Raw genomic sequence first — 19021 nt, 5'->3', positions numbered from 1 at the left:
ACCCCCCTCCCTCGCCCCCCGGCCGCCGCCCCCCCCCCCCCCCCCCCGGGCCCCCCCCGGCCCCCCCCCCCCCCCCCCCCCCCCCCCCCCCCCCCCCCCGGCCGGCCGGGCGCACCGCGGGGCACCGGGCGGATCAGGCCGTCACAGGTACAGCCCGGTCGAGCCCTCCGTGTCGCCGAAACGGGTCGCGGCGACGGCGTGCAGGTCGCGCTCGCGCAGCAGCACGTAGGTGGCGCCGCGGACCTCCACCTCCAGCTTGTCCTCCGGGTCGTACAGCACCCGGTCCCCCGGCTCCACCGAGCGCACGCTCTGGCCCACCGCGACGGCCTCCGCCCAGGTACAGCGCTTGGACAGCTCCGCGGTGGCCGGGATCAGGATGCCGCCGGTCGAGCGGCGCTCGCCCTCGCCGCCCTCGATGCGCACCAGCACGCGGTCGTGCAGCATCCGGATCGGCAGCTTCTCGCCGAGCCGGTCGTGGCGGACGGGCTCCTGCGCGTGCTCGGAGCGGGTCGCTTCGTCGTTCGTACTCACGGTCCCGAAGGTACCTCTCCCGGGCGCGGGGCGTGACGCTGGCCCGGTACGCGAAGGACCGGGCACGCGGCGCGCCCGGCCCTCCGTCCCGCGGTGCTCAGCCCTTGCGGCGCTTGCGGGCCGAGGCGACCAGCAGCACCAGGCCCACGCCGACCAGCGCGGCCGGGACGATCCGCTCCCGGCGCGGCTGCCCCTTCTCGTCCACGAACTGCGCCCGGACCTTCTCCACCACGCCGCTGGCGGCCACGTACGCCCGGGCGGCCCGCTCCTCGACGGCGGCCGCCGCCTTGGCCTTGACCTGGGCGGAGATGGTGCTCGGGTGGACGCGGACGGCCAGCTCGTCGAGGGTCCCCGCCAGCCGGTCACGCGTCCGCTCGATGTCCGCCTCGATCTGGGCGGTCGTCCGCGCCGACTTGTCCTGCGTGCTCGCCTCGCCCACTCGGGCCACCCCATTCACTCGCCGATGTCGTTCCGTCCGATCCGTGCGATCGGTGCGACTGACCCAGTGTGTCAGCTGCCGAACACGGCCGCGCGGCCCCACCCACCATCGGGGGTAAGTTTGCCGTGGTACAGCCGCCCGTCCCAGCCTTCAGGAGAGTACGACCGTGTCTGAGCGCCTCCAGCCCGGCGACACCGCGCCCGCCTTCAGCCTGTCCGACGCCGACGGCAACCAGGTGTCCCTCGCCGACCACGCCGGCCGCAAGGTCATCGTCTACTTCTACCCGGCCGCCCTGACCCCCGGGTGCACCAAGCAGGCCTGCGACTTCACCGACAACCTGGAGGTCCTCGCGGGCGCCGGCTACGACGTCATCGGCATCTCCCCGGACCAGCCGGAGAAGCTCGGCAGGTTCCGCGAGGCCGAGAACCTCAAGGTCACCCTGCTGTCCGACCCGGACAAGGAGGTGCTGGAGGCGTACGGCGCCTTCGGCGAGAAGCTGAACTACGGCCGCACCTATCTGGGCGTGATCCGCTCCACGATCGTCGTGGACGAGCAGGGCAAGGTGGAGCACGCGTTCTACAACGTGCGGGCCACCGGCCACGTCGCCAAGCTGCTGCGCGACCTCAAGGTCGGCGCCTGACCTCCCGCGGTACGGAGAACGGCGAAGCGGTGGCGGCACACCCCCCGACCGGGTGCACCGCCACCGCCGTTCCTCACCTCGGCGGACCGGCCTGATCAGCAGGCCCCGAGGTCGCTCCAGACTCCCCACGAGCCGCTGGCCGCGGGGTCGTCGCCCTTGGTCCACCACTTGTTCTGGTAGTAGTGGCCCTTCCACGAGACCTTGGTGGGGGTCGCGTAGGTGGTGCCCGCGTCCCAGCCCGGGGCGGCCGTGCAGGCGCCCGAGGTCGGGGTCGGCGTCGGGGTCGGCGTCTGCGTCCCGGTCGCGGTGGGCGTCGGGGTCGGCGTCGGGGTGGCCGTCTGCGTCGGGGTCGGGGTCGGGGTCGGCGTGCCGCCGTCCACCGCGCCGCGGGTCAGGTCGCCCTTGATCCCGTACAGCGTGCCGCCCACGTTGACCGTCCAGTTGGAGGGCGTGGACACCGGCAGGTAGTAGACGAAGTCCATGTCGATCGAGGCGCCCGGCGCCAGCGACTGCCAGCCCGGCAGCTTGACCGACACTCGGTTGTAGGTGCCCTTCAGGCCGCCCACGTTGCCCGGGCCCGGGTTGTCCTGCTTGATGACCTGGAGGCCGAAGCCGGACTGGTCCTTGGCGTTGCCCGGGGCCGAGTTGCCGTAGTCGAACTGGAACTCGGTGCCGCCCGGCAGGGTCAGCGTCGAGTTGTTGACGATGTGCAGCTTCGGGTTGATCGGGTAGTTCGAGTCGCCCAGCGCGAAGTTGGTGAACGACACGTCGATCGGCAGGGTCTGCTGCGGCAGCGCGGTCGTCGAGCGGATCGCGCCGTACGGGGCCGCCGACTTGAACTTGTCGTACATCAGCGAGGTCAGCGTCGAACCGGGGACGTACTCGCCCTTGCCGCCGTTGGCGGCGGCGTCCCACTTGTAGTCGCCCGCGAGCTCCCAGATCATCGCGCCGCCGGCGCCCTGGTTGACGATGTAGTCCGCCTTGGCGCCCACCGACTGCTCGTCCTCGGTGGAGAGGAACACCTTCTTGGTGTCGTTCCACAGCCACGGCGCCACCAGGGTGGAGCTGTAGTTGCGGGTGTAGGTGCCCTGCAGCGCGGTGTCGGACACGCCGTACTTGGCCAGGTAGTCGGGCAGGATGCCCTTCTCCAGGTTCTTGGCGTGCCACATCGGGTTCGACCCGGCCGGGGACTCCTTGCCCGCGTCGTCCTTGTCGTTCCAGATGTTGTCGATGCCGACCGCGCCGTCACCGCAGGCGGTCAGGCCGGAGCCGGCCGGGCAGGTGGTCGCCGAGGCGGTGCCCCAGAGGCCGTTGGTGCCGCCCTGCACGTTCTTGAAACCGCGGGTGTAGTACGGCAGGCCGACGTTGATCCGGCCGCCGGGCATCGAACCGCGGAAGTAGTGGTACGACCAGTCGGCGTTCAGGTAGCCGATGCCGCCGTACTGCGCGGTTCCGTAGACGTTGGCGGAGGCCAGCTCGCCGTCCTTGCCGTCGTCGAACAGCGAGGCGTTCGGGCCCACGTACTTGTTCCAGGCACCGTGCAGGTCGTACGACATGATGTTGACGTAGTCCAGGTACTTGGCCACCTGGAAGGTCTCCATGCCGCGCAGCAGGTAGCCGGAGGACGGGGCGGCGACCGACAGCAGGTAGTGCTTGCCGTCGGCGGCGCCGGCCTTGTCCAGGTTCTCGCGCAGGGTCTTCATCAGCGCCGCGTAGCCCTTGGCCAGCGAGCCGCGCTTGGCGTTGGCGAGCTGCCAGTCCAGCGGGTTGCCGGCGTCCTTCATCGAGGTCGGGTACTCGTAGTCGATGTCGACGCCGTTGAAGCCGTACTTGCGGATGAAGTCGACCGAGGAGGCGGCGAAGGTGTCGATGCCGGCCTGGTTGACGCTGCCGTCCGCGTTGACGGTCATCGAGTAGAAGCCGCCGGAGTTGACGCGCTTGCCGTCGTCCCCGAAGTAGCCGCCGGTCTCGGTCCAACCGCCCACCGACATCATGGTCTTGACGTTCGGGTACTGCTTCTTGAACTTCGTCAGCAGGTTGAAGTGGCCCTTGTACGGCAGGCTCGGGTCCAGCTCGGCACCGGGGACGCCGGGGAAGGAGATCCCGGTGGCCTCGTTGGTCGGGCCGTCGGTGCCGACCGAGAGCTTGTTGTCGGAGCCGACGTGGCCGAAGGCGTAGTTGAGGTGGGTGACCTTGTCCCAGGGGATGTCGCTCACCAGGTACGGCGCGTCGCCGTTCTTGCCGGTGCGCCAGCCGGTGAAGTAGCCGATGATGCGACGCTGGTGGTCGGCGCCCATCTTCTCGCGCCCGCTGGTGTCGTAGACGGAGCAGTACGGGACGTCCACCCCGGGGGTCTGGTACAGGCCGTCCGGCCGACAGGCCGCGTTGTCGACCGCCGCCGACGCCTGCGAGGGCGCCGCACCCAGCGTCGCCATCAGCAGTCCGGCCAGCGAGGCCGCGGCGAGCGAGGCCACGCCGGCCCGGGCGGCCGGGCTCTTCCGGCGGTGGGCGGCGGTGGGACGCCGCTCCGCCGTGTTTCGGATCAACACTCGGTCCTCCAGGAGAGAGTGTCGGCGCGTGCCTGTGGGGGAGCACGCACGTGGGGGATTGCAATTGGCGCAGAAGCTATGTGGTCTGAACCACATAGGTCAATAGGTCTGTACCAATTGGTAATCAAAAGCCAAACATCACAGGTCGGAGCCGCTCGGCAATCGGTCGGCCCCCTGGCCGAAACCCGCTCCCGGCGCGCACCGGCCGACCCGGCGGCCGACGCGCCCGCACCGGCGCGCGGCCGACGCACGGCCGTCCCCCGAACGGGACGAGGCCGGGACCGGACCGGGGGTCGGCCCGGGGCCCGAACCGGGAGCCGGACCGGGACGCGGCACCGGCGGGGCGGCGGCCGAACTCGCTGTCCCCACACTCGACGAAGCTCTAGACTGGTCGCCATGCGGCCTTGGCGGAATTGGCAGACGCCTGGGTTTTAGGTGCCCATGGGAGAAATCCCGTGAGGGTTCGAGTCCCTCAGGCCGCACTGGCATTGAAATCGAAGGCCCGCCCCGAGGTGATCCCGGGGCGGGCCTTCGACGCGTTCACCGGACGGAGTGTCAGGCCAGCAGGTCCTTGACGACCGGGGCGAGGGCGCGGAAGGCCTTGCCGCGGTGGCTGATGGCGTTCTTCTCGGCCGGGGTGAGTTCGGCGCAGGTGCGGGTCTCGCCGAGCGGCTGGAGGATCGGGTCGTAGCCGAAGCCGCCGTCGCCGGCCGGGGCGGTGCGCAGGGTGCCGAGGAGGCGGCCCTCGACGACGCGCTCGGTGCCGTCCGGGAGCGCGAGGGCGGCGGCGCAGAAGAAGTGGGCGCCGCGGTGCGGCTCGGCGATGTCGGAGAGCTGGGCGAGCAGCAGGTCGAGGTTGGCGGTGTCGTCGCCGTGCTTGCCGGACCAGCGGGCGGAGAAGATGCCGGGCGCGCCGTTCAGCACGTCCACGCAGAGGCCGGAGTCGTCGGCGACGGCGGGCAGGCCGGTGGCGCGGGCCAGGGCGTGCGCCTTGAGCAGGGCGTTCTCGGCGAAGGTGACCCCGGTCTCGGGGACGTCCGGGATCTCCGGGTAGGCGTCGGCGCCGACGAGTTCGACGTCCAGGCCGGCGTCCGCCAGGATGGCGCGGAGCTCGGTGACCTTGTGCTGGTTACGGGTGGCGAGAATCAGGCGGGTGGACATATCACCCACCCTACCGAGGGGCCGGGGACGATCAGCCGGTGCAGACCGAGGTGAGGTTTCCGGCCGCGGCGCCGAGCGGCTTGAGGTCCGGGACCTCGTTGCGGTCCGCGGCCCGCTGCACGTTCTCGACCTGCTTCTGCAGATCGGTCACGGCCTTGGCGACGTCGGTGTTCTTGGAGTTCTTCCCGACCTGGTCGAGGTCGTTCTTGAGCTTCTGCAGGGCCTTCCCCGCCGCGGCCGCGTCGTTGCTCGCGTTGTCGTAGGCCTGGGTGACGTCGGCGATGTCGCCGGTGATCCGCACCGCGGTGTTGCCGCAGTCGAGCGCCTTCTGCGCGGCGGAGCAGCTCACCATGCTGAGCGGGAGGATCGCGATGAGTCCGGCCACGGCGAGGGCGGCGGGGCGGGCGATGCTCGACGGCATCCGATCCTCCTGTGGGGCGCGGGTTCCGTGATGGGGGACGCGCGCCGGGAGGTGCGCGGTTCCCGCAGCGGGAGTGCTGCGGGAACCGTACGGTCTCCGGGCCCGGCCTGTACAGCAGGCCGACCGGTTCGGCGGGCCGTTCGCCCGCGGCCCGGACGCGTGTCCGCACCGCGGCCCGAACGACCGTCCGCGCCCGCGGGCTGACCGTGCGTCCGCTCCGGTCCACGGCCGCGGGACCCGCGCCGGTTCAGCCCTCCAGGGCCTTGCGCTGGATCGCGTCCAGCTCCGCACAGCCGAGGCTGCCGAGGTCGAGCAGCCGGTCGAGCAGCTCGCGGTCGAACGGGGCGCCCTCGGCGGTGCCCTGGACCTCGACGAAGCGGCCGTCGGAGGTGCAGACGATGTTCATGTCGGTCTCGGCGCGCACGTCCTCCTCGTACTGGAGGTCGAGCATCGGGACGCCGTCGATGATGCCGACGCTGACGGCGCTGACGCCGCCGGTGATCGGCTGGCCCTTGGCGCGCAGCAGCTTCTTGTCGCGGGCCCAGGCGACGGCGTCGACCAGGGCGACGTACGCGCCGGTGATGGCGGCGGTGCGGGTGCCGCCGTCGGCCTGGAGGACGTCGCAGTCGAGGACGATGGTGTTCTCGGCGAGCGCCCGGTGGTCCACGACGGCGCGCAGCGAACGGCCGATCAGCCGGCTGATCTCGTGGGTGCGGCCGCCGATGCGGCCCTTGACGGCCTCGCGGTCGCCGCGGGTGTTGGTGGCGCGCGGGAGCATGGAGTACTCGGCGGTGACCCAGCCCTCGCCGCTGCCCTTGCGCCAGCGGGGCACGCCCTCGGTGACACTGGCGGTGCACAGCACCTTGGTGTCGCCGTAGGAGATGAGGACGGAGCCTTCGGCGTGCTTGCTCCAGCCCCGTTCGATGGTGATCGGGCGGAGCTGTTCGGGGGTGCGGCCGTCGATGCGTGACATAGGCACTGAGCGTAGTCGCTCCGGGGGGCCGGTCCGGGAAGCGGCGGGGGCCGGTCCGGGAGCCGGCGGGCTGAGCCCGGGTGGCTCAGCTCACATCATGTCCTCGATGTCGGCGGCGATCGGGTCGGCGTCGGTGCCGATGACGACCTGGATCGCGGTGCCCATCTTCACGACGCCGTGGGCGCCGGCGGCCTTGAGGGCGGCCTCGTTGACCAGGGAGGCGTCCTTGACCTCGGTGCGCAGGCGGGTGATGCAGCCCTCGACCTCTTCGATGTTGTCGATGCCGCCCAGACCGGCGACGATCTTCTCAGCCTTGCTGGCCATCTGGTTTCTCCCTCTGTCTCGGCCCTTCGGCGGCTCTGCCGGGTGCCGTCCTGCGCTGGTGCTGGGGTGTCCCTCGACCGCCGGGCGGTGAGGTCCGTGCCGGTGGCTGACGCGGGTTCGGCTGCGGTCGTGCCGGCGAGCAGCGCGACCAGCATCACCCGTGCCGGTCCGGTCCGCCACGTTAGTCCACTTTTGGCCCATTCCGGCGGGCAGGCGTCCGACCGTCGCCCGAAGATGACGATCAGCGGGGCTCGCGCCTCCGGGGTACGGCCTGCTTCCAAGTGGTCTACACCAATATATGTGTACTCCGAGGAACGCGGTAACGGCCCCGGGTGTTCCCGAGCCCCGCCCGAGGGTCCCGCAGGGGACCGCCGGTCGGCAACGGCACCCGGAGGGCGAAGGATGAGTTCGGCAGGCGCCACAGCCCCGCAGACCACGTGGTGGCACACCTTCTACGGCGGCCTCCAGAAGATGGGGCGCTCCCTGCAGCTCCCGGTGGCGGTCCTCCCCGCCGCGGGCATCCTCAACCGGCTCGGCCAGCCGGACGTGTTCGGCAAGGACGGACTGGGCTGGGACGACGTCGCGAAGGTCTTCGCCGCCGCGGGCGGCGCACTGCTCGACTCGTCCTTCGGCCTGCCGATGCTGTTCTGCGTCGGCGTCGCGATCGGCATGGCGAAGAAGGCGGACGGCTCGACGGCGCTGGCCGCCGTGGTCGGCTTCCTGGTCTACTTCCGGGTCCTGCACGCCTTCCCGGAGCACTGCAAGCCGCCGACCGTGCTGATCAGCGACCAGTGCGTGGACTACACCTCGGCGAAGGCGGCGGCCGCGACGTACCAGAACCCGGGCGTGCTCGGCGGCATCCTGATCGGCCTGATGTCGGCCTGGCTGTGGGTCCGCTTCCACCGCACCAAGCTGGTCGACTGGCTCGGCTTCTTCAACGGCCGCCGCCTGGTGCCGATGATCACCGCCCTGGTCGGCATGCTGACCGCCGTGGTGGCGCTCTGGGTCTGGCCACCGATCGGCCGCGGCCTGAACGACTTCTCGCAGACCCTCGCCGACCTGGGCGCGGGCGGCGCCGGCATCTTCGGCGTCTTCAACCGCGCACTGCTGCTGATCGGCATGCACCAGCTGCTGAACACCTTCGTCTGGTTCCAGTTCGGCGAGTTCGTCAAGGCGGACGGCACCATCGTGCACGGCGACATCCCGCGCTTCCTGGCGGGCGACCCGACGGCCGGCCAGTTCCAGTCCGGCTTCTTCCCGATCATGATGTTCGCGCTGCCGGCCGCCGCCCTCGCGATGGCGCACTCGGCGAAGCCGCACCGGCGCAAGGAGATCTACGGCCTGATGCTCTCGGTCGGCCTGACCTCCTTCGTGACGGGCGTCACCGAACCGATCGAGTACTCCTTCGCCTACCTCGCCCCCGCCCTGTACGCCGTGCACGCGCTGCTGACCGGCGCCTCGATGGCGGTGACCTGGGGCCTCGGGGTGCACGACGGGTTCAGCTTCTCGGCCGGCCTGATCGACTACGCGATCAACTGGGGGCTGGCCACCAAGCCCTGGCTGATCATCCCGATCGGCCTCTGCTTCGCCGCCGTGTACTACGCGCTCTTCCGGTTCATCATCGTCAAATTCAACCTGAAAACACCCGGGCGGGAGGACGACGACCAGGTCGAGGACGTCACCAAGGCCTGACCCCGAGCAACACCGTGGTTATCCCCGCATTGGCCCCCGGACCCGACGGTCCGGGGGCCTTCGGCTTTTCCGAAAGGCCCGTCGGCGGCGCCCAACTCCCCTGGCAGTGACCGGTAGGGCACGCTGTGCTTTTGTTGCGCGATTAGCCAAAATCGATTTTGTTGCGCAGTCGGCCAAAATGCCGATCGCGGCGGATACCATGATCGCCATTCGGTAAGTAGGTTTCGATTTCATAGCGCTTCCCGGCGACACCGCTTTCCGGGGTTCCTCGGCTTCTCCGCCCGTGCTACAAAACTGGTCTACACCACGTGTGGTGTAGACCAGTTCGCGGTTGGCCCCCTGTGCCGTCCCCCGACCGACCGCCATGCCGTTAGGAACCCACCCCCATGAGTCAGTCTGAGCAGGCACCGGCGCCCGCTACGGCTCCGGCCACGCCAAGCCCCGCCAAGAAGTTCGGCCAGAACCTCCTCCAGGGTCTGCAGAAGATCGGCCGCAGCCTCCAGCTGCCCATCGCGGTGCTCCCCGCCGCCGGTCTGCTGATGCGTCTCGGCCAGGACGACGTGTTCGGCAAGGACGGCCTCGGCTGGAACAAGGTCGCCTCGGTCTTCGCCACCGCCGGTGACGGCGTCTTCTCCAACCTGGCACTGCTCTTCGCGGTGGGCATCGCGATCGGCTTCGCCAAGAAGGCGGACGGCTCCACGGCCCTCGCCGCACTGGTGGGCTTCCTGGTCTACAAGAACGTCCTCACCGCGTTCCCGGTCTCCGAGGGCCACGTCGACGGCGACAAGTGGATCAAGCCGGTCTACCAGGACCCGGGCGTGCTCGGCGGCATCGTGATCGGTCTGCTGGCCGCTGTGCTGTGGCAGAAGTACCACCGCACCAAGCTGGTCGACTGGCTCGGCTTCTTCAACGGCCGCCGCCTGGTCCCGATCATGATGGCCTTCGTCGGCACCGCCGTCGGCGTCTTCTTCGGTCTGGCCTGGGGCCCGATCGGCGACGCCGTCAAGAGCCTGAACGACAGTCTGATCGGCGCCGGCGCGCTCGGCGCGGGCGCCTTCGGCCTGGTCAACCGCGGTCTGCTGCCGGTCGGCATGCACCAGTTCGTGAACTCCTTCGCCTGGTTCCAGACCGGTGACTTCACCAAGGCCGACGGCACCGTCGTGCACGGCGACCTGACCCGCTTCTTCGCCGGCGACCCGACCGCCGGACAGTTCATGTCGGGCTTCTACCCGATCATGATGTTCGCGCTGCCCGCCGCCGCGCTGGCCATCGCCCACGCCGCCAAGCCGCACCGCCGCAAGGCCGTCACCGGCATGATGGTCTCGCTGGCCCTGACCTCCTTCGTCACCGGTGTCACCGAGCCGATCGAGTTCGCCTTCGTCTTCATCGCCCCGGTCCTGTACGTCATCCACGCGCTGCTCACCGCCGTCTCGATGACCGTCACCTGGGCGCTCGGCGTGCACGACGGCTTCACCTTCTCCGGCGGCCTGATCGACTACGCGCTGGCCTGGAACAAGGCCACCGACCCGTGGATGATCATCCCGATCGGCCTGGTCTTCGCCGCGGTCTACTACTTCCTCTTCCGCTTCGCGATCACCAAGTTCGACCTCAAGACCCCCGGTCGCGAGGACGACGACGAGATCGAGGACGTCACCAAGGCCTGACGCCCGCGTCACCGCCCCGCCACGAAGGCCCCGACCCGCCGCTGCTCCCCCAGCGGCGGGGCGGGGCCTTCCGCGTGCCCGGGCACCGCGGGCCGACGGAAACGGCGGTTGACGAACCGACGGACGCCCTGGTCAACTGAAGCGGTGAACGCCTCGTGCCCGCTGGTCACCCGCAGCCACATCGACTTCGGTCGCGTGTGGTCCGCGGCGTGTCGCGGCTGAGCTGACCGTTCCCCCGCCGCCGCCCGGCTGACGTCCCGCCCGGCGCCGGACCTTCCCCCCGCCCGCACGGGCTCCGCCCGCGGGCCGCCACCGCGCTCCGGCGTGCCCCCGCGCTCCCGTGTCCCCGCACGGCCGCGCCGGCGCCCGCACGCGTCCGCACGAGGAAGTCAGGCTCACCATGCCCCGCCAGTTGCACCTGTCCGCCGCCCTCGACAGCCCCGGCCGCTTCGACGCCGGGCACTACGCCTACCTCGCCCGCCTCGCCGAGCGGGCCACCCTGGACTTCGTCACCCTCGACGACTCCTTCGCCGCCGCACCGAGCCGCCCCGACGCGCTCGCCGCCCTCGCCCGGATCGCCCCGCTGACCGACCGGGTCGGACTGGTGCCGACCGTCACCACCACCCACACCGAGCCCTTCCACACGTCGATCTCGGTCAACACCCTGGACTGGGCGAGCGAGGGCCGGGCCGGCTGGCTGGTCGGCGTCTCCACGACCGAGGCCGAGGCCCGGGCCTTCGGCCGCCGCCCGGTCGCCGCCGAGGACGAGCTGTGGGCCGAGGCCGCCGACGCCGTCGAGGTGGCCGCCCGGCTCTGGGACAGCTGGGAGGACGACGCGGAGATCCGCGACACCGCGACCGGGCGGTTCGTCGACCGCGACAAACTGCACTACATCGACTTCGAGGGCCCGCACTTCTCGGTCCGCGGCCCGTCCATCACCCCGCGCCCGCCGCAGGGCCGACCGGTGGTCGCGGTGCCGGTCGCCGCCGCCGACCTCGCGCCGGACGTCTCCCCGGGCGGGCGGGCCCGTACCGCCGCCGCGATCCGGCACGCCGACGTCGTGCTGCTCGACGCCCCCGACCGCGCCACCAGGCTGACCGCCGCCACCGAACTGCGGCTGCGCGCCGGGGAGGGCCTGCGCATCCTCGCCCGGCTCGACACCGCCTTGTCCGCCCTGCCCGACCGGGCCGCCGACGAGCGGCTGCTCGCCGAACTCACCGCGACCGGCACCGGCGTGGACGGCTTCCACCTCTCCCCCGCCGACCCGCCGCGCGACCTGGCGGCGCTGGCCGACCGGATCGCCCCCGCCCTGCGCGCCGCGGGCCTGCTGCGCGCCGAGTACACCGGCCGCACCCTGCGCGACCACCTCGGCCTGGCCCGCCCGGCCAGCCGCTACGCCGCCCGCCCCGCCGGCGCCCCCACCGCTTCCCCCGCCCTCGCCGAGGTGACCCGATGACGGACCGACCGCTCAAGCAGATCCACCTGGCCGCGCACTTCCCCGGCGTCAACAACACCACGGTGTGGAGCGACCCGGCCTCCGGCAGCCACATCGAGTTCTCCTCGTTCCGCCACCTCGCGCAGACCGCCGAACGCGGGAAGTTCGACTTCTTCTTCCTCGCCGAGGGCCTGCGGCTGCGCGAGACCAAGGGCCTCATCCACGACCTCGACGTGGTCGGCCGCCCCGAGTCGATCACCGTGCTGAACGCGCTCGCCGCCGTCACCGAACGGCTCGGCCTGGCCGCCACGGTCAACGCGACCTTCAACGAGCCGTACGAACTGGCCCGCCGCTTCGCCTCGCTGGACCACCTCTCCGGCGGCCGCGCGGCCTGGAACGTGGTGACCTCCTCGGACGCCTTCACCGGGGAGAACTTCCGCCGCGGCGGCTACCTGGACCGCGCCGACCGCTACACCCGCGCCGCCGAATTCGTCCAGCTGGCAAGGGAGTTCTGGGACGCCGGGGACGAACCCGCCCGGCATCGCGGCCCGCAGTTCGAGGTCGAGGGCCGGCTCTCGCTGCCGCGGCCGCCGCAGGGCCACCCGGTGGTGATCCAGGCCGGGGACTCCGACGAGGGGCGCGAGTTCGCCGCCGCCACCGCCGACGTGGTCTTCTCCCGGCACTCCACCCTCGCCGACGGCCAGGCCTTCCACACCGACGTCAAACGCCGGCTCGCCGCGTACGGGCGCAAGCCGGACGAGCTGAAGATCATGCCCGGGGCCACCTTCGTCCTCGGCGACACCGACGCCGAGGCGGCCGAACGGGCCCACGGGATCCGCCGGGCCCAGGTCGGCCCGCAGACCACGATCGCCTTCCTGGAGCAGGTCTGGGGCGTCGACCTGTCCGACCACGACCCCGACGGACCGCTGCCGACCGTCGACCCCGACCCGGACAGCGGCCTGGTCCAGGGGCGGGTCCGGCACGCCGACCCGGTGGCCCTCGCCGAACGGTGGCGGGCGGTGGCCGCGGAGAAGAAGCTGACCAGCCGCGAACTGGTGATCGAGCTGACCGGCCGGCAGTCCTTCATCGGCTCGCCCGCCACCGTCGCCGCGCAGATCGACCACTTCGTGCAGAACGACGCGGCCGACGGCTTCATCCTCGTCCCGCACCTCACCCCGGGCGGGCTGGACGAGTTCGTCGACCGGGTCGTACCGCTGCTCCAGGAACGCGGGGTGTTCCGCACCGACTACACCGGCCCCACCCTGCGGGACCACCTCGGACTGCCGGCGCCCGGGCGACGCTGACGATCCGTCGCCCGGCACCCGGCCGGCCTCCCGCAGCCGGGTGGCCGTGACCGACGCCGGGCAGCCGGGCCGCCGTGACCGACGCCGGTGACACGGCCGTGCGCGGCCCGCCCGGGCCTCCCGGCCGGGCCGCCCACGGCGGGCGGTCAGCTGGTGCGGCGGCGGCGGGCCAGGAAGAAGGCCCCCGCGCCGGCGCCCACCAGCAGCGCTCCGGCGCCCGCGATCAGGCCGGTCCGGTCGCTGTCGGCGCCGGTGGAGGCCAGGTGGCCGCCCGCCGGCCGGTCACCGGCCGCCGGGGCGTCACCCGCGGGCCCGGCGGGCACCGAAGCGGCCGGGGCGGCCGGGGCCCTGGTGACATCGCCGGCCTGCTGGGCGGCGGGCGCGTCGCCGCCCGGCTGCGGCTTCGAACCGTTCGAGCCGTTCGAGCCGGTGGACGGGGTCGGGGCCGGGGTCCCGGTGCTCTCCGGGGTGCCGGTCGGGGCGGGCGTGGTGGTGGGCTTCGGTTCCGGGGCGACGACCCGGACGGTGGCACCGGGGGAGCACATGGTGGTGCCGCGGAAGGGCATGCCGTCACCCTCGTTGACGAACACGCAGGGGTTCAGCTCGGTCGCGCCCGGCGGCATGTCGGCCGGGTAGCTGACCCGGACCCGCTTGGTCTGCGAACTCCCGGGGGCCGCCGAGGAGTTGCGGCCGTCCAGGTAGAAGCCCGCCGGAGGCTCGGCCTCGGTGGTGACCGGCGCCAGGACGGTCCAGGTGCCGTCGGCGCCGCGGACCTCGACCCTGGCGTGCCGGTCGGTGAACAGCACGTTGCCGAGGTTGGTGTAGGCGGACGGCGTCGGGTTCCTGAGCACCGCGTCGAACTCGATGGGCGCCCCGCCCGCGACGGCGGTGGCCGGGACCCCGGACACGCCGTTGGTGATCCCCTCCACGTTGATCACGTGGGTGTCGTTGAGCGGCGGCTCGACCGGGGAGTCCTGCCACCAGCCCTTGACGGTGGTACGGAAGGCGAGGTTCGGGCCGGTGCCGCCGTTGGTGGCCCCGTCGTGCGGCTTGCCCATCGGGACACCGAGGCGGAGCCTGACGTCGGTGCCGCCCGCCGGGACCGCCACCTTGCCGGTGCCACCCGCGTTGACCATCCGGTTCCCTTCGGAGCGCGCCCTCAGGTCCACCGGCAGCCAGCCACCCGTCGTGTCGCTGAAGTAGTCGAGGCTCAGGGCGTTCGGCGGCGTCCCGAGGTCGCTCTCGATCTCGAAGTCCAGCACGACGGACGTGCCCTGGTCCCCCGGGTTGCCAATGTGCTCGGTGAACTCGACCGGCCCGCCCGCGAAGCCGACCACCGCGGGGGCGTGCACGGTCAGGCCGAGCGGCCCGGCGGTGGCGAACGCCGGGGTCGCGGTCACGGCGCCGCCGGCGACCAGCGCGGCGGTCAGCGCGACCGCCGGAACGAGCCGGCGGGCCCGGTTCAGGGCACGGTTGGTCTTGCGCATGGGAGTCCCCCTGGATTTCCGCTCCGGACCGACACGGCCGGATCCGGGCAGCACGAAGCACGCCTGGTGAGTGGTGTGACCGCGGCCGCGCCCGACGGGCCGACCGTTCCGGCGGCGTTTCCCGCCGCTCACCTACTAGGACGTACGGGGGGCGGCGAGGTTGCAGGTCGTGCCGGAACTTTTTCCCGCGACTTCCGCGGCCCCCGCGCAACCCCCGCCGAGCTGCTCAGACCTCGTACACCGCACCGGCCCGGGCGACCTCGACCGGCCCCGGGTAGGCGGCCGCGGCGTCCCGCCGGTTGTGCTCGGCGTCGGTCCACGGGGGGATGTGGGTGAGGACGAGCCGGCGGGCGCCGGCCGCGGCGGCGTGCTCGCCCGCCTCGCGGCCGTTGAGGTGGACGGCCCGATAGGTGTCGCGCCCGTCGATGTACGCCGCCTCGCAGAGGAAGAGGTCGGTGTCGCGGGCGAGTTCGACGAGTTCGGCGCTCTCGCCGGTGTCCCCGCTGTAGACCAGCGAGCGGCCGTCGTGCTCCAGCCGGAAGGCGAAGGCGTCGACGGGGTGGTTGACCTGGGCGACGACGATCCGGAACGGGCCGAGCTCGAAGCTGCCGGGGGTGAGCGTGCGGAACTCGAACACCTCCTTCATCCCGGGGTTCTCCGGCATGTCGTAGGCGCGGGCGAGCCGCTCGGCGGTGCCGGCCGGGCCGTACACGGGCAGCAGTTCGGGGCAGCCCTCGGCGCGGTAGTTGCGGGCCACCCAGTAGGCGCACAGGTCGACGCAGTGGTCGGCGTGCAGGTGGCTGAGCAGGACGGCGTCGACGTCGTAGAGGCCGGTGTACTTCTGGAGGGCGCCGAGGGCTCCGTTGCCGAGGTCGAGCACGACGCGGTAGCCCTCGGCCTCGACCAGGTAGCTGGAGCAGGGCGAGTCGGCGGCCGGGAAGCTCCCCGAACACCCCACCACGGTCAGTTTCATCCGAGCCCCTCCGCCCCGACACATCCTGGCTGCTGCTGGAAAACGGCATCGCCGTCCTCCACCGGACAGCATGGAAAACGGCATGGAAAACGGCAGGCCGGGCGCGGCGAACCGGCCGGTAGCACTGCGTTGGTGTGTCGAGGGTAAGGGCGGAGCGGCACTTTGCCCCCGTCCCCGTGCCGGGCTGTGGGCGGAATCACCAGAACGCCGGGAGCGGGAGCGGGGGTGGTTGACGGGCCGGGGATCAACGGTGCCGGGGCCGGTTGCGGGCCCAGGTACGGATGGTGAACGGGTACCACCGCGGGCGGCCGCTGCCGTCGATCACGTCCGGATCGGGCAGCAGCCGGTGCCGGCGGTAACTGCGGACGGTCGCGGGCCGGACGTTGATGTGGCGGGCGATCTCGGCGCAGGACCACAGCTCGGGGCCACGGGTCACGGGGGCACCTCCGGGGACGGGGGCGGACGTTCGTGACGCAGCCTTGCCGGACCGGCCGGGACTCCGGGCGCAGAACGGGCATTGTGGCAGTTCCGTGACGAACCGGGAGCAATGCGCGGACAAATGCCCGGCCGTCACGGCCGGCACGGTAGTGGCGTTCACCCCGGCCCGGTACGGTTCGCCGCATGAACGGCATGACCGCTACCTGGCTCGTCCTGTCGCTGCTGGGCGTCGCGCTGCTGGCCGCCGCCGCGGCGGCGCTGGTGCGGCGCACCCGCCCGGCCCCGCGCCCGGCCGGGCCGACCGGCCCGAAGCCGCGGCCGGGGGCCGGCCCCGAGCCGCAGGAGATCTGGTGGGCGCAGGTGCCGTTCGAGGACGGGCCCGGGTCCAAGGACCGCCCGTGCCTGGTGCTGCGGGTGCACGGCCGGACCGCCACCGTCGCCAAGATCACCAGCAAGCACCACGCGGAACGCCCGGGCGTACTGCCGCTGCCGCCCGGGACGGTGGGCGACCGGGAGGGCCGGGCCAGCTGGCTGGAGACCGACGAGCTGCGCGAGGTACCGCTGTCGGCCTTCCGCCGCCGGGCCGGCGCGGTGGACCGGCAGGTCTGGGCCCGGGCGCAGCGGGCGCTGCCGCGCGCCTAGCGGCCTGCCCCCGGATGTCGCGGGCCCGGCGAGGATCCACGGCACGGGCCCTGCGCCCCAGGCGTGTCCGACACTTCGAGGCGCACCCGGCGGGAATTGTCGGACGCGCCCTACGCCCAGAGCTGGCCCTGCAGCGCCTCGACCGCGGCCTCGGTGGACTCGGCGGTGTAGATGCCGGTGGACAGGTACTTCCAGCCGCCGTCGGCGACCACGAAGACGATGTCCGCGCGCTCCCCGGCGGCCGCCGCCTTGCGCCCGACGCCGATCGCCGCGTGCAGGATGGCGCCGGTCGAGACGCCCGCGAAGATGCCCTCCTGCTGGAGGAGTTCGCGGGTGCGGCGGACGGCGTCCGCGGAGCCGACCGAGAAGCGGGTGGTGAGCACCTCGGCGTCGTACAGCTCGGGGACGAAGCCCTCGTCGAGGTTGCGCAGCCCGTACACCACGTCGTCGTAGCGCGGTTCGGCGGCGACGATCCTCACGCCGGGGACCTTCTCGCGCAGGTAGCGGCCGACGCCCATCAGGGTGCCGGTGGTGCCGAGGCCCGCCACGAAGTGGGTGACGGTGGGCAGGTCGGCGAGGATCTCGGGGCCGGTGCCGGTGTAGTGGGCGCCCGCGTTGTCGGGGTTGCCGTACTGGTAGAGCATCACCCAGTCGGGGTGCTCGGCGGCGATCTCCTTGGCCATCCGTACGGCGGTGTTGGAGCCGCCGGCCGCCGGGGAGGGGATGATCTCGGCGCCCCACATGCGGAGCAGTTCGCGCCGCTCCTCGCTGGTGTTCTCCGGCATCACGCAGACCATCCGGTAGCCCTTGAGCTTGGCGGCCATGGCCAGCGAGATGCCGGTGTTGCCGCTGGTGGGCTCCAGGACGGTGCAGCCGGGGGTGAGCCGGCCGTCGGCCTCGGCGCGCTCGATCATGTGCAGGGCCGGGCGGTCCTTGATCGAGCCGGTCGGGTTGCGGTCCTCCAGCTTGGCCCAGAGGCTCACCAGGCCGTCGGCGTTGCCGGGGACGGCGGCGGACAGCCTCGGCAGACGGACCAGCGGGGTGTTGCCGACGGCTTCGAGCGGACTGTCGTAACGCAAGGGGGGCCTCCGGCCAAGGCGGTGGGGTGGAGAGGGCGGTTCCCCCGCCGTGCGGGCGGGGGAACCGGGAGGTCAGCGGGCGCCGCCGGCCACGGCGGGCAGGATGGTGACGCTGTCGCCGTCGGCGAGGGCGGTGGAGATGCCCTCCAGGAAGCGGACGTCCTCGTCGTTCAGGTAGACGTTGACGAAGCGGCGCAGCTCGCCGCCCTCGACCAGGCGGGCGGCGATGCCCGGGTGGCGGGCGTCGAGGTCGGTGAAGAGTTCCCCGAGGTTGCTGCCGTTGCCCTCGACGGCCTTGGCGCCGTCGGTGTAGGTGCGGAGGATGGTCGGGATGCGGACCTCGATGGCCATGAGTGCGCTCCTGGGCGAGTCGTGGAGTGAGTGGGCCGCGGCGGAGGCGGCGGGGCGGTCGCCCCGGGCTCGGCGTCGCCGGGGGCGGCGGGCCCGGGGGAGGTGGTGAAGCGGCTCTCAGCGCGAGCGCGCGGGCGTGCCGGGACAGATCGCACCGGCGTGCCGGCACAGGTCGATGTGCAGGCGCGCCACGAGGCGGATGCCCGGGGCCTGAGTGCTCACATCGACGGAACGCATGGGCTCATCGTATAGATTCCCGGGCCCGCTCCGACATGGCTGTCTCGGGATCCGGATGTTCCCGTTCCCAGGGCTGAGACGACGGCGGCCCGCCGCCCCTTCGGGAGGGGGCGGCGGGCCGCGTCCGCGGAAGTGCCGGTCAGACCGGGTAGGCCTCGACGACCTGCACGTCTTCCTCTGTGATCTCGCCGTCCACGATGCGGAACGAGCGGAACTGGTACGGGTCGTCCTCGCCCTCGCCCTCGGCGGTGGAGACCAGGACGTAGTGGGCGAACGGCTCGGAGGCGTAGCTCACGTCGGTGCGCGAGGGGTAGGCCTCGGTGGCGGTGTGCGAGTGGTAGACGATCACCGGCTCCTCGTCCCGGTCGTCCATCTCGCGGTAGAGCTTGAGCAGGTCGCCCGAGTCGAACTCGTAGAAGGTGGGCGAGCGGGCGGCGTTGAGCATCGGGACGAACCGCTCGGGCCGGCCGCTGCCGGCCGGTCCGGCGACCACGCCGCAGGCCTCGTCCGGGTGGTCGGCGCGGGCGTGGGCCACGATCCGGTCGCGGAGTTCTCGGGTGATGGTCAGCATGCGGGCCAGGATAGCCACGCCCCGGCGGCTGTCCGCCGGGGCGTCCGAGGCGCGGTCGGTGGGTGTCCACGTCCGGTCGGCGGGTGTCCGGGTCCGGTCCGTGGCACCGG

20 protein-coding genes and 1 tRNA gene are annotated in these 19021 nt (G+C 72.4%); 7 read left to right on the top strand and 14 right to left on the bottom strand.

Features of this window, described 5'->3' with window-relative positions; genetic code table 11:
- Positions 1-141: 141 nt before the first annotated feature.
- Positions 142-444 carry a co-chaperone GroES gene (locus tag ACFVUY_RS25220; RefSeq protein ID WP_049655715.1) on the bottom strand — a complete coding sequence of 101 codons (303 nt, stop codon included), beginning with the start codon at positions 442-444 and terminating at the stop codon, positions 142-144.
- Between the two features lie 184 nt (positions 445-628).
- A complete protein-coding gene (locus ACFVUY_RS25215; RefSeq protein ID WP_380538871.1) occupies positions 629-970 on the bottom strand; it encodes a DUF3618 domain-containing protein in 342 nt (113 codons plus the stop codon).
- Between the two features lie 166 nt (positions 971-1136).
- Between ACFVUY_RS25215 and bcp the strand changes: the two genes are divergently transcribed.
- Positions 1137-1610: a thioredoxin-dependent thiol peroxidase gene (bcp, locus tag ACFVUY_RS25210; RefSeq protein WP_387733449.1), complete on the top strand. Its 474-nt coding sequence runs from the start codon at positions 1137-1139 to the stop codon at positions 1608-1610.
- 95 nt (positions 1611-1705) lie between these two features.
- Here bcp and ACFVUY_RS25205 read toward each other — a convergent pair whose 3' ends face one another.
- Positions 1706-4045, bottom strand: coding sequence for a chitinase C-terminal domain-containing protein (locus ACFVUY_RS25205; RefSeq protein ID WP_387695940.1), 2340 nt, complete (start codon positions 4043-4045; stop codon positions 1706-1708).
- Positions 4046-4557: 512 nt separating this feature from the next.
- Here ACFVUY_RS25205 and ACFVUY_RS25200 point away from each other — a divergent pair.
- Positions 4558-4641, top strand: a tRNA-Leu gene (locus ACFVUY_RS25200).
- 73 nt (positions 4642-4714) lie between these two features.
- Here the strand turns inward: ACFVUY_RS25200 and rdgB are convergent.
- The 4 genes from rdgB to ACFVUY_RS25180 form a co-directional block, all read right to left on the bottom strand.
- Positions 4715-5320, bottom strand: coding sequence for an RdgB/HAM1 family non-canonical purine NTP pyrophosphatase (gene rdgB / locus ACFVUY_RS25195; protein WP_359915199.1), 606 nt, complete (start codon positions 5318-5320; stop codon positions 4715-4717).
- Between the two features lie 31 nt (positions 5321-5351).
- Entirely contained in the window at positions 5352-5741 is a 390-nt protein-coding gene (locus tag ACFVUY_RS25190) for a hypothetical protein (protein WP_359915201.1), read from the bottom strand.
- Between the two features lie 247 nt (positions 5742-5988).
- On the bottom strand, positions 5989-6714 hold the full coding sequence (rph, locus tag ACFVUY_RS25185) for a ribonuclease PH (RefSeq protein WP_359915203.1): 726 nt from the start codon (positions 6712-6714) through the stop codon (positions 5989-5991).
- A 90-nt stretch (positions 6715-6804) separates the two neighbouring features.
- Positions 6805-7038 carry a glucose PTS transporter subunit EIIB gene (locus ACFVUY_RS25180; RefSeq protein ID WP_063349220.1) on the bottom strand — a complete coding sequence of 78 codons (234 nt, stop codon included), beginning with the start codon at positions 7036-7038 and terminating at the stop codon, positions 6805-6807.
- Positions 7039-7440: 402 nt separating this feature from the next.
- Between ACFVUY_RS25180 and ACFVUY_RS25175 the strand changes: the two genes are divergently transcribed.
- The 4 genes from ACFVUY_RS25175 to ACFVUY_RS25160 all read left to right on the top strand — a co-directional run bounded on the left by ACFVUY_RS25175 (position 7441) and on the right by ACFVUY_RS25160 (position 13133).
- Positions 7441-8730 (top strand): PTS transporter subunit EIIC, encoded by a 1290-nt coding sequence (locus tag ACFVUY_RS25175; RefSeq protein ID WP_387733445.1) that lies wholly within the window; start codon positions 7441-7443, stop codon positions 8728-8730.
- 386 nt (positions 8731-9116) lie between these two features.
- Positions 9117-10394, top strand: a complete 1278-nt coding sequence (locus tag ACFVUY_RS25170; RefSeq protein WP_387694849.1) for a PTS transporter subunit EIIC — start codon at positions 9117-9119, stop codon at positions 10392-10394.
- A gap of 400 nt (positions 10395-10794) precedes the next feature.
- On the top strand, positions 10795-11850 hold the full coding sequence (locus ACFVUY_RS25165; RefSeq protein WP_387733442.1) for an LLM class flavin-dependent oxidoreductase: 1056 nt from the start codon (positions 10795-10797) through the stop codon (positions 11848-11850).
- Positions 11847-13133: an LLM class flavin-dependent oxidoreductase gene (locus ACFVUY_RS25160; protein WP_387733439.1), complete on the top strand. Its 1287-nt coding sequence runs from the start codon at positions 11847-11849 to the stop codon at positions 13131-13133. Before ACFVUY_RS25165 ends, ACFVUY_RS25160 begins: the two co-directional genes overlap by 4 nt.
- Positions 13134-13279: 146 nt before the next feature.
- Here the strand turns inward: ACFVUY_RS25160 and ACFVUY_RS25155 are convergent, their stop codons facing one another.
- From ACFVUY_RS25155 to ACFVUY_RS25145, 3 genes are all read right to left on the bottom strand, one after another.
- A complete protein-coding gene (locus ACFVUY_RS25155; RefSeq protein ID WP_387733436.1) occupies positions 13280-14620 on the bottom strand; it encodes an LAETG motif-containing sortase-dependent surface protein in 1341 nt (446 codons plus the stop codon).
- Between the two features lie 226 nt (positions 14621-14846).
- Positions 14847-15593: an MBL fold metallo-hydrolase gene (locus ACFVUY_RS25150; RefSeq protein WP_387694853.1), complete on the bottom strand. Its 747-nt coding sequence runs from the start codon at positions 15591-15593 to the stop codon at positions 14847-14849.
- Between the two features lie 244 nt (positions 15594-15837).
- Positions 15838-16029, bottom strand: a complete 192-nt coding sequence (locus ACFVUY_RS25145; protein WP_387694854.1) for a MarR family transcriptional regulator — start codon at positions 16027-16029, stop codon at positions 15838-15840.
- Positions 16030-16214: 185 nt separating this feature from the next.
- Here ACFVUY_RS25145 and ACFVUY_RS25140 point away from each other — a divergent pair, with 185 nt between their 5' ends.
- On the top strand, positions 16215-16673 hold the full coding sequence (locus ACFVUY_RS25140; protein WP_387733435.1) for a type II toxin-antitoxin system PemK/MazF family toxin: 459 nt from the start codon (positions 16215-16217) through the stop codon (positions 16671-16673).
- A 110-nt stretch (positions 16674-16783) separates the two neighbouring features.
- Here the strand turns inward: ACFVUY_RS25140 and ACFVUY_RS25135 are convergent, their stop codons facing one another.
- The 4 genes from ACFVUY_RS25135 to ACFVUY_RS25120 all read right to left on the bottom strand — a co-directional run bounded on the left by ACFVUY_RS25135 (position 16784) and on the right by ACFVUY_RS25120 (position 18911).
- Positions 16784-17752, bottom strand: coding sequence for a cysteine synthase (locus ACFVUY_RS25135; protein WP_359904138.1), 969 nt, complete (start codon positions 17750-17752; stop codon positions 16784-16786).
- 72 nt (positions 17753-17824) lie between these two features.
- A complete protein-coding gene (locus ACFVUY_RS25130) occupies positions 17825-18103 on the bottom strand; it encodes a MoaD/ThiS family protein (protein ID WP_030242903.1) in 279 nt (92 codons plus the stop codon).
- 117 nt (positions 18104-18220) lie between these two features.
- On the bottom strand, positions 18221-18340 hold the full coding sequence (locus ACFVUY_RS25125) for a putative leader peptide (RefSeq protein WP_387694855.1): 120 nt from the start codon (positions 18338-18340) through the stop codon (positions 18221-18223).
- Between the two features lie 139 nt (positions 18341-18479).
- A complete protein-coding gene (locus ACFVUY_RS25120; RefSeq protein ID WP_359904141.1) occupies positions 18480-18911 on the bottom strand; it encodes a M67 family metallopeptidase in 432 nt (143 codons plus the stop codon).
- Positions 18912-19021: the final 110 nt, after the last annotated feature.

The organism is Kitasatospora sp. NPDC058063 (assembly GCF_042885395.1).
Lineage (GTDB): Bacteria > Actinomycetota > Actinomycetes > Streptomycetales > Streptomycetaceae > Kitasatospora > Kitasatospora lactacystinica.
The sequence above is the reverse complement of the archived record's forward strand: the minus strand, read 5'-3'. Positions and strand labels throughout refer to the sequence as shown.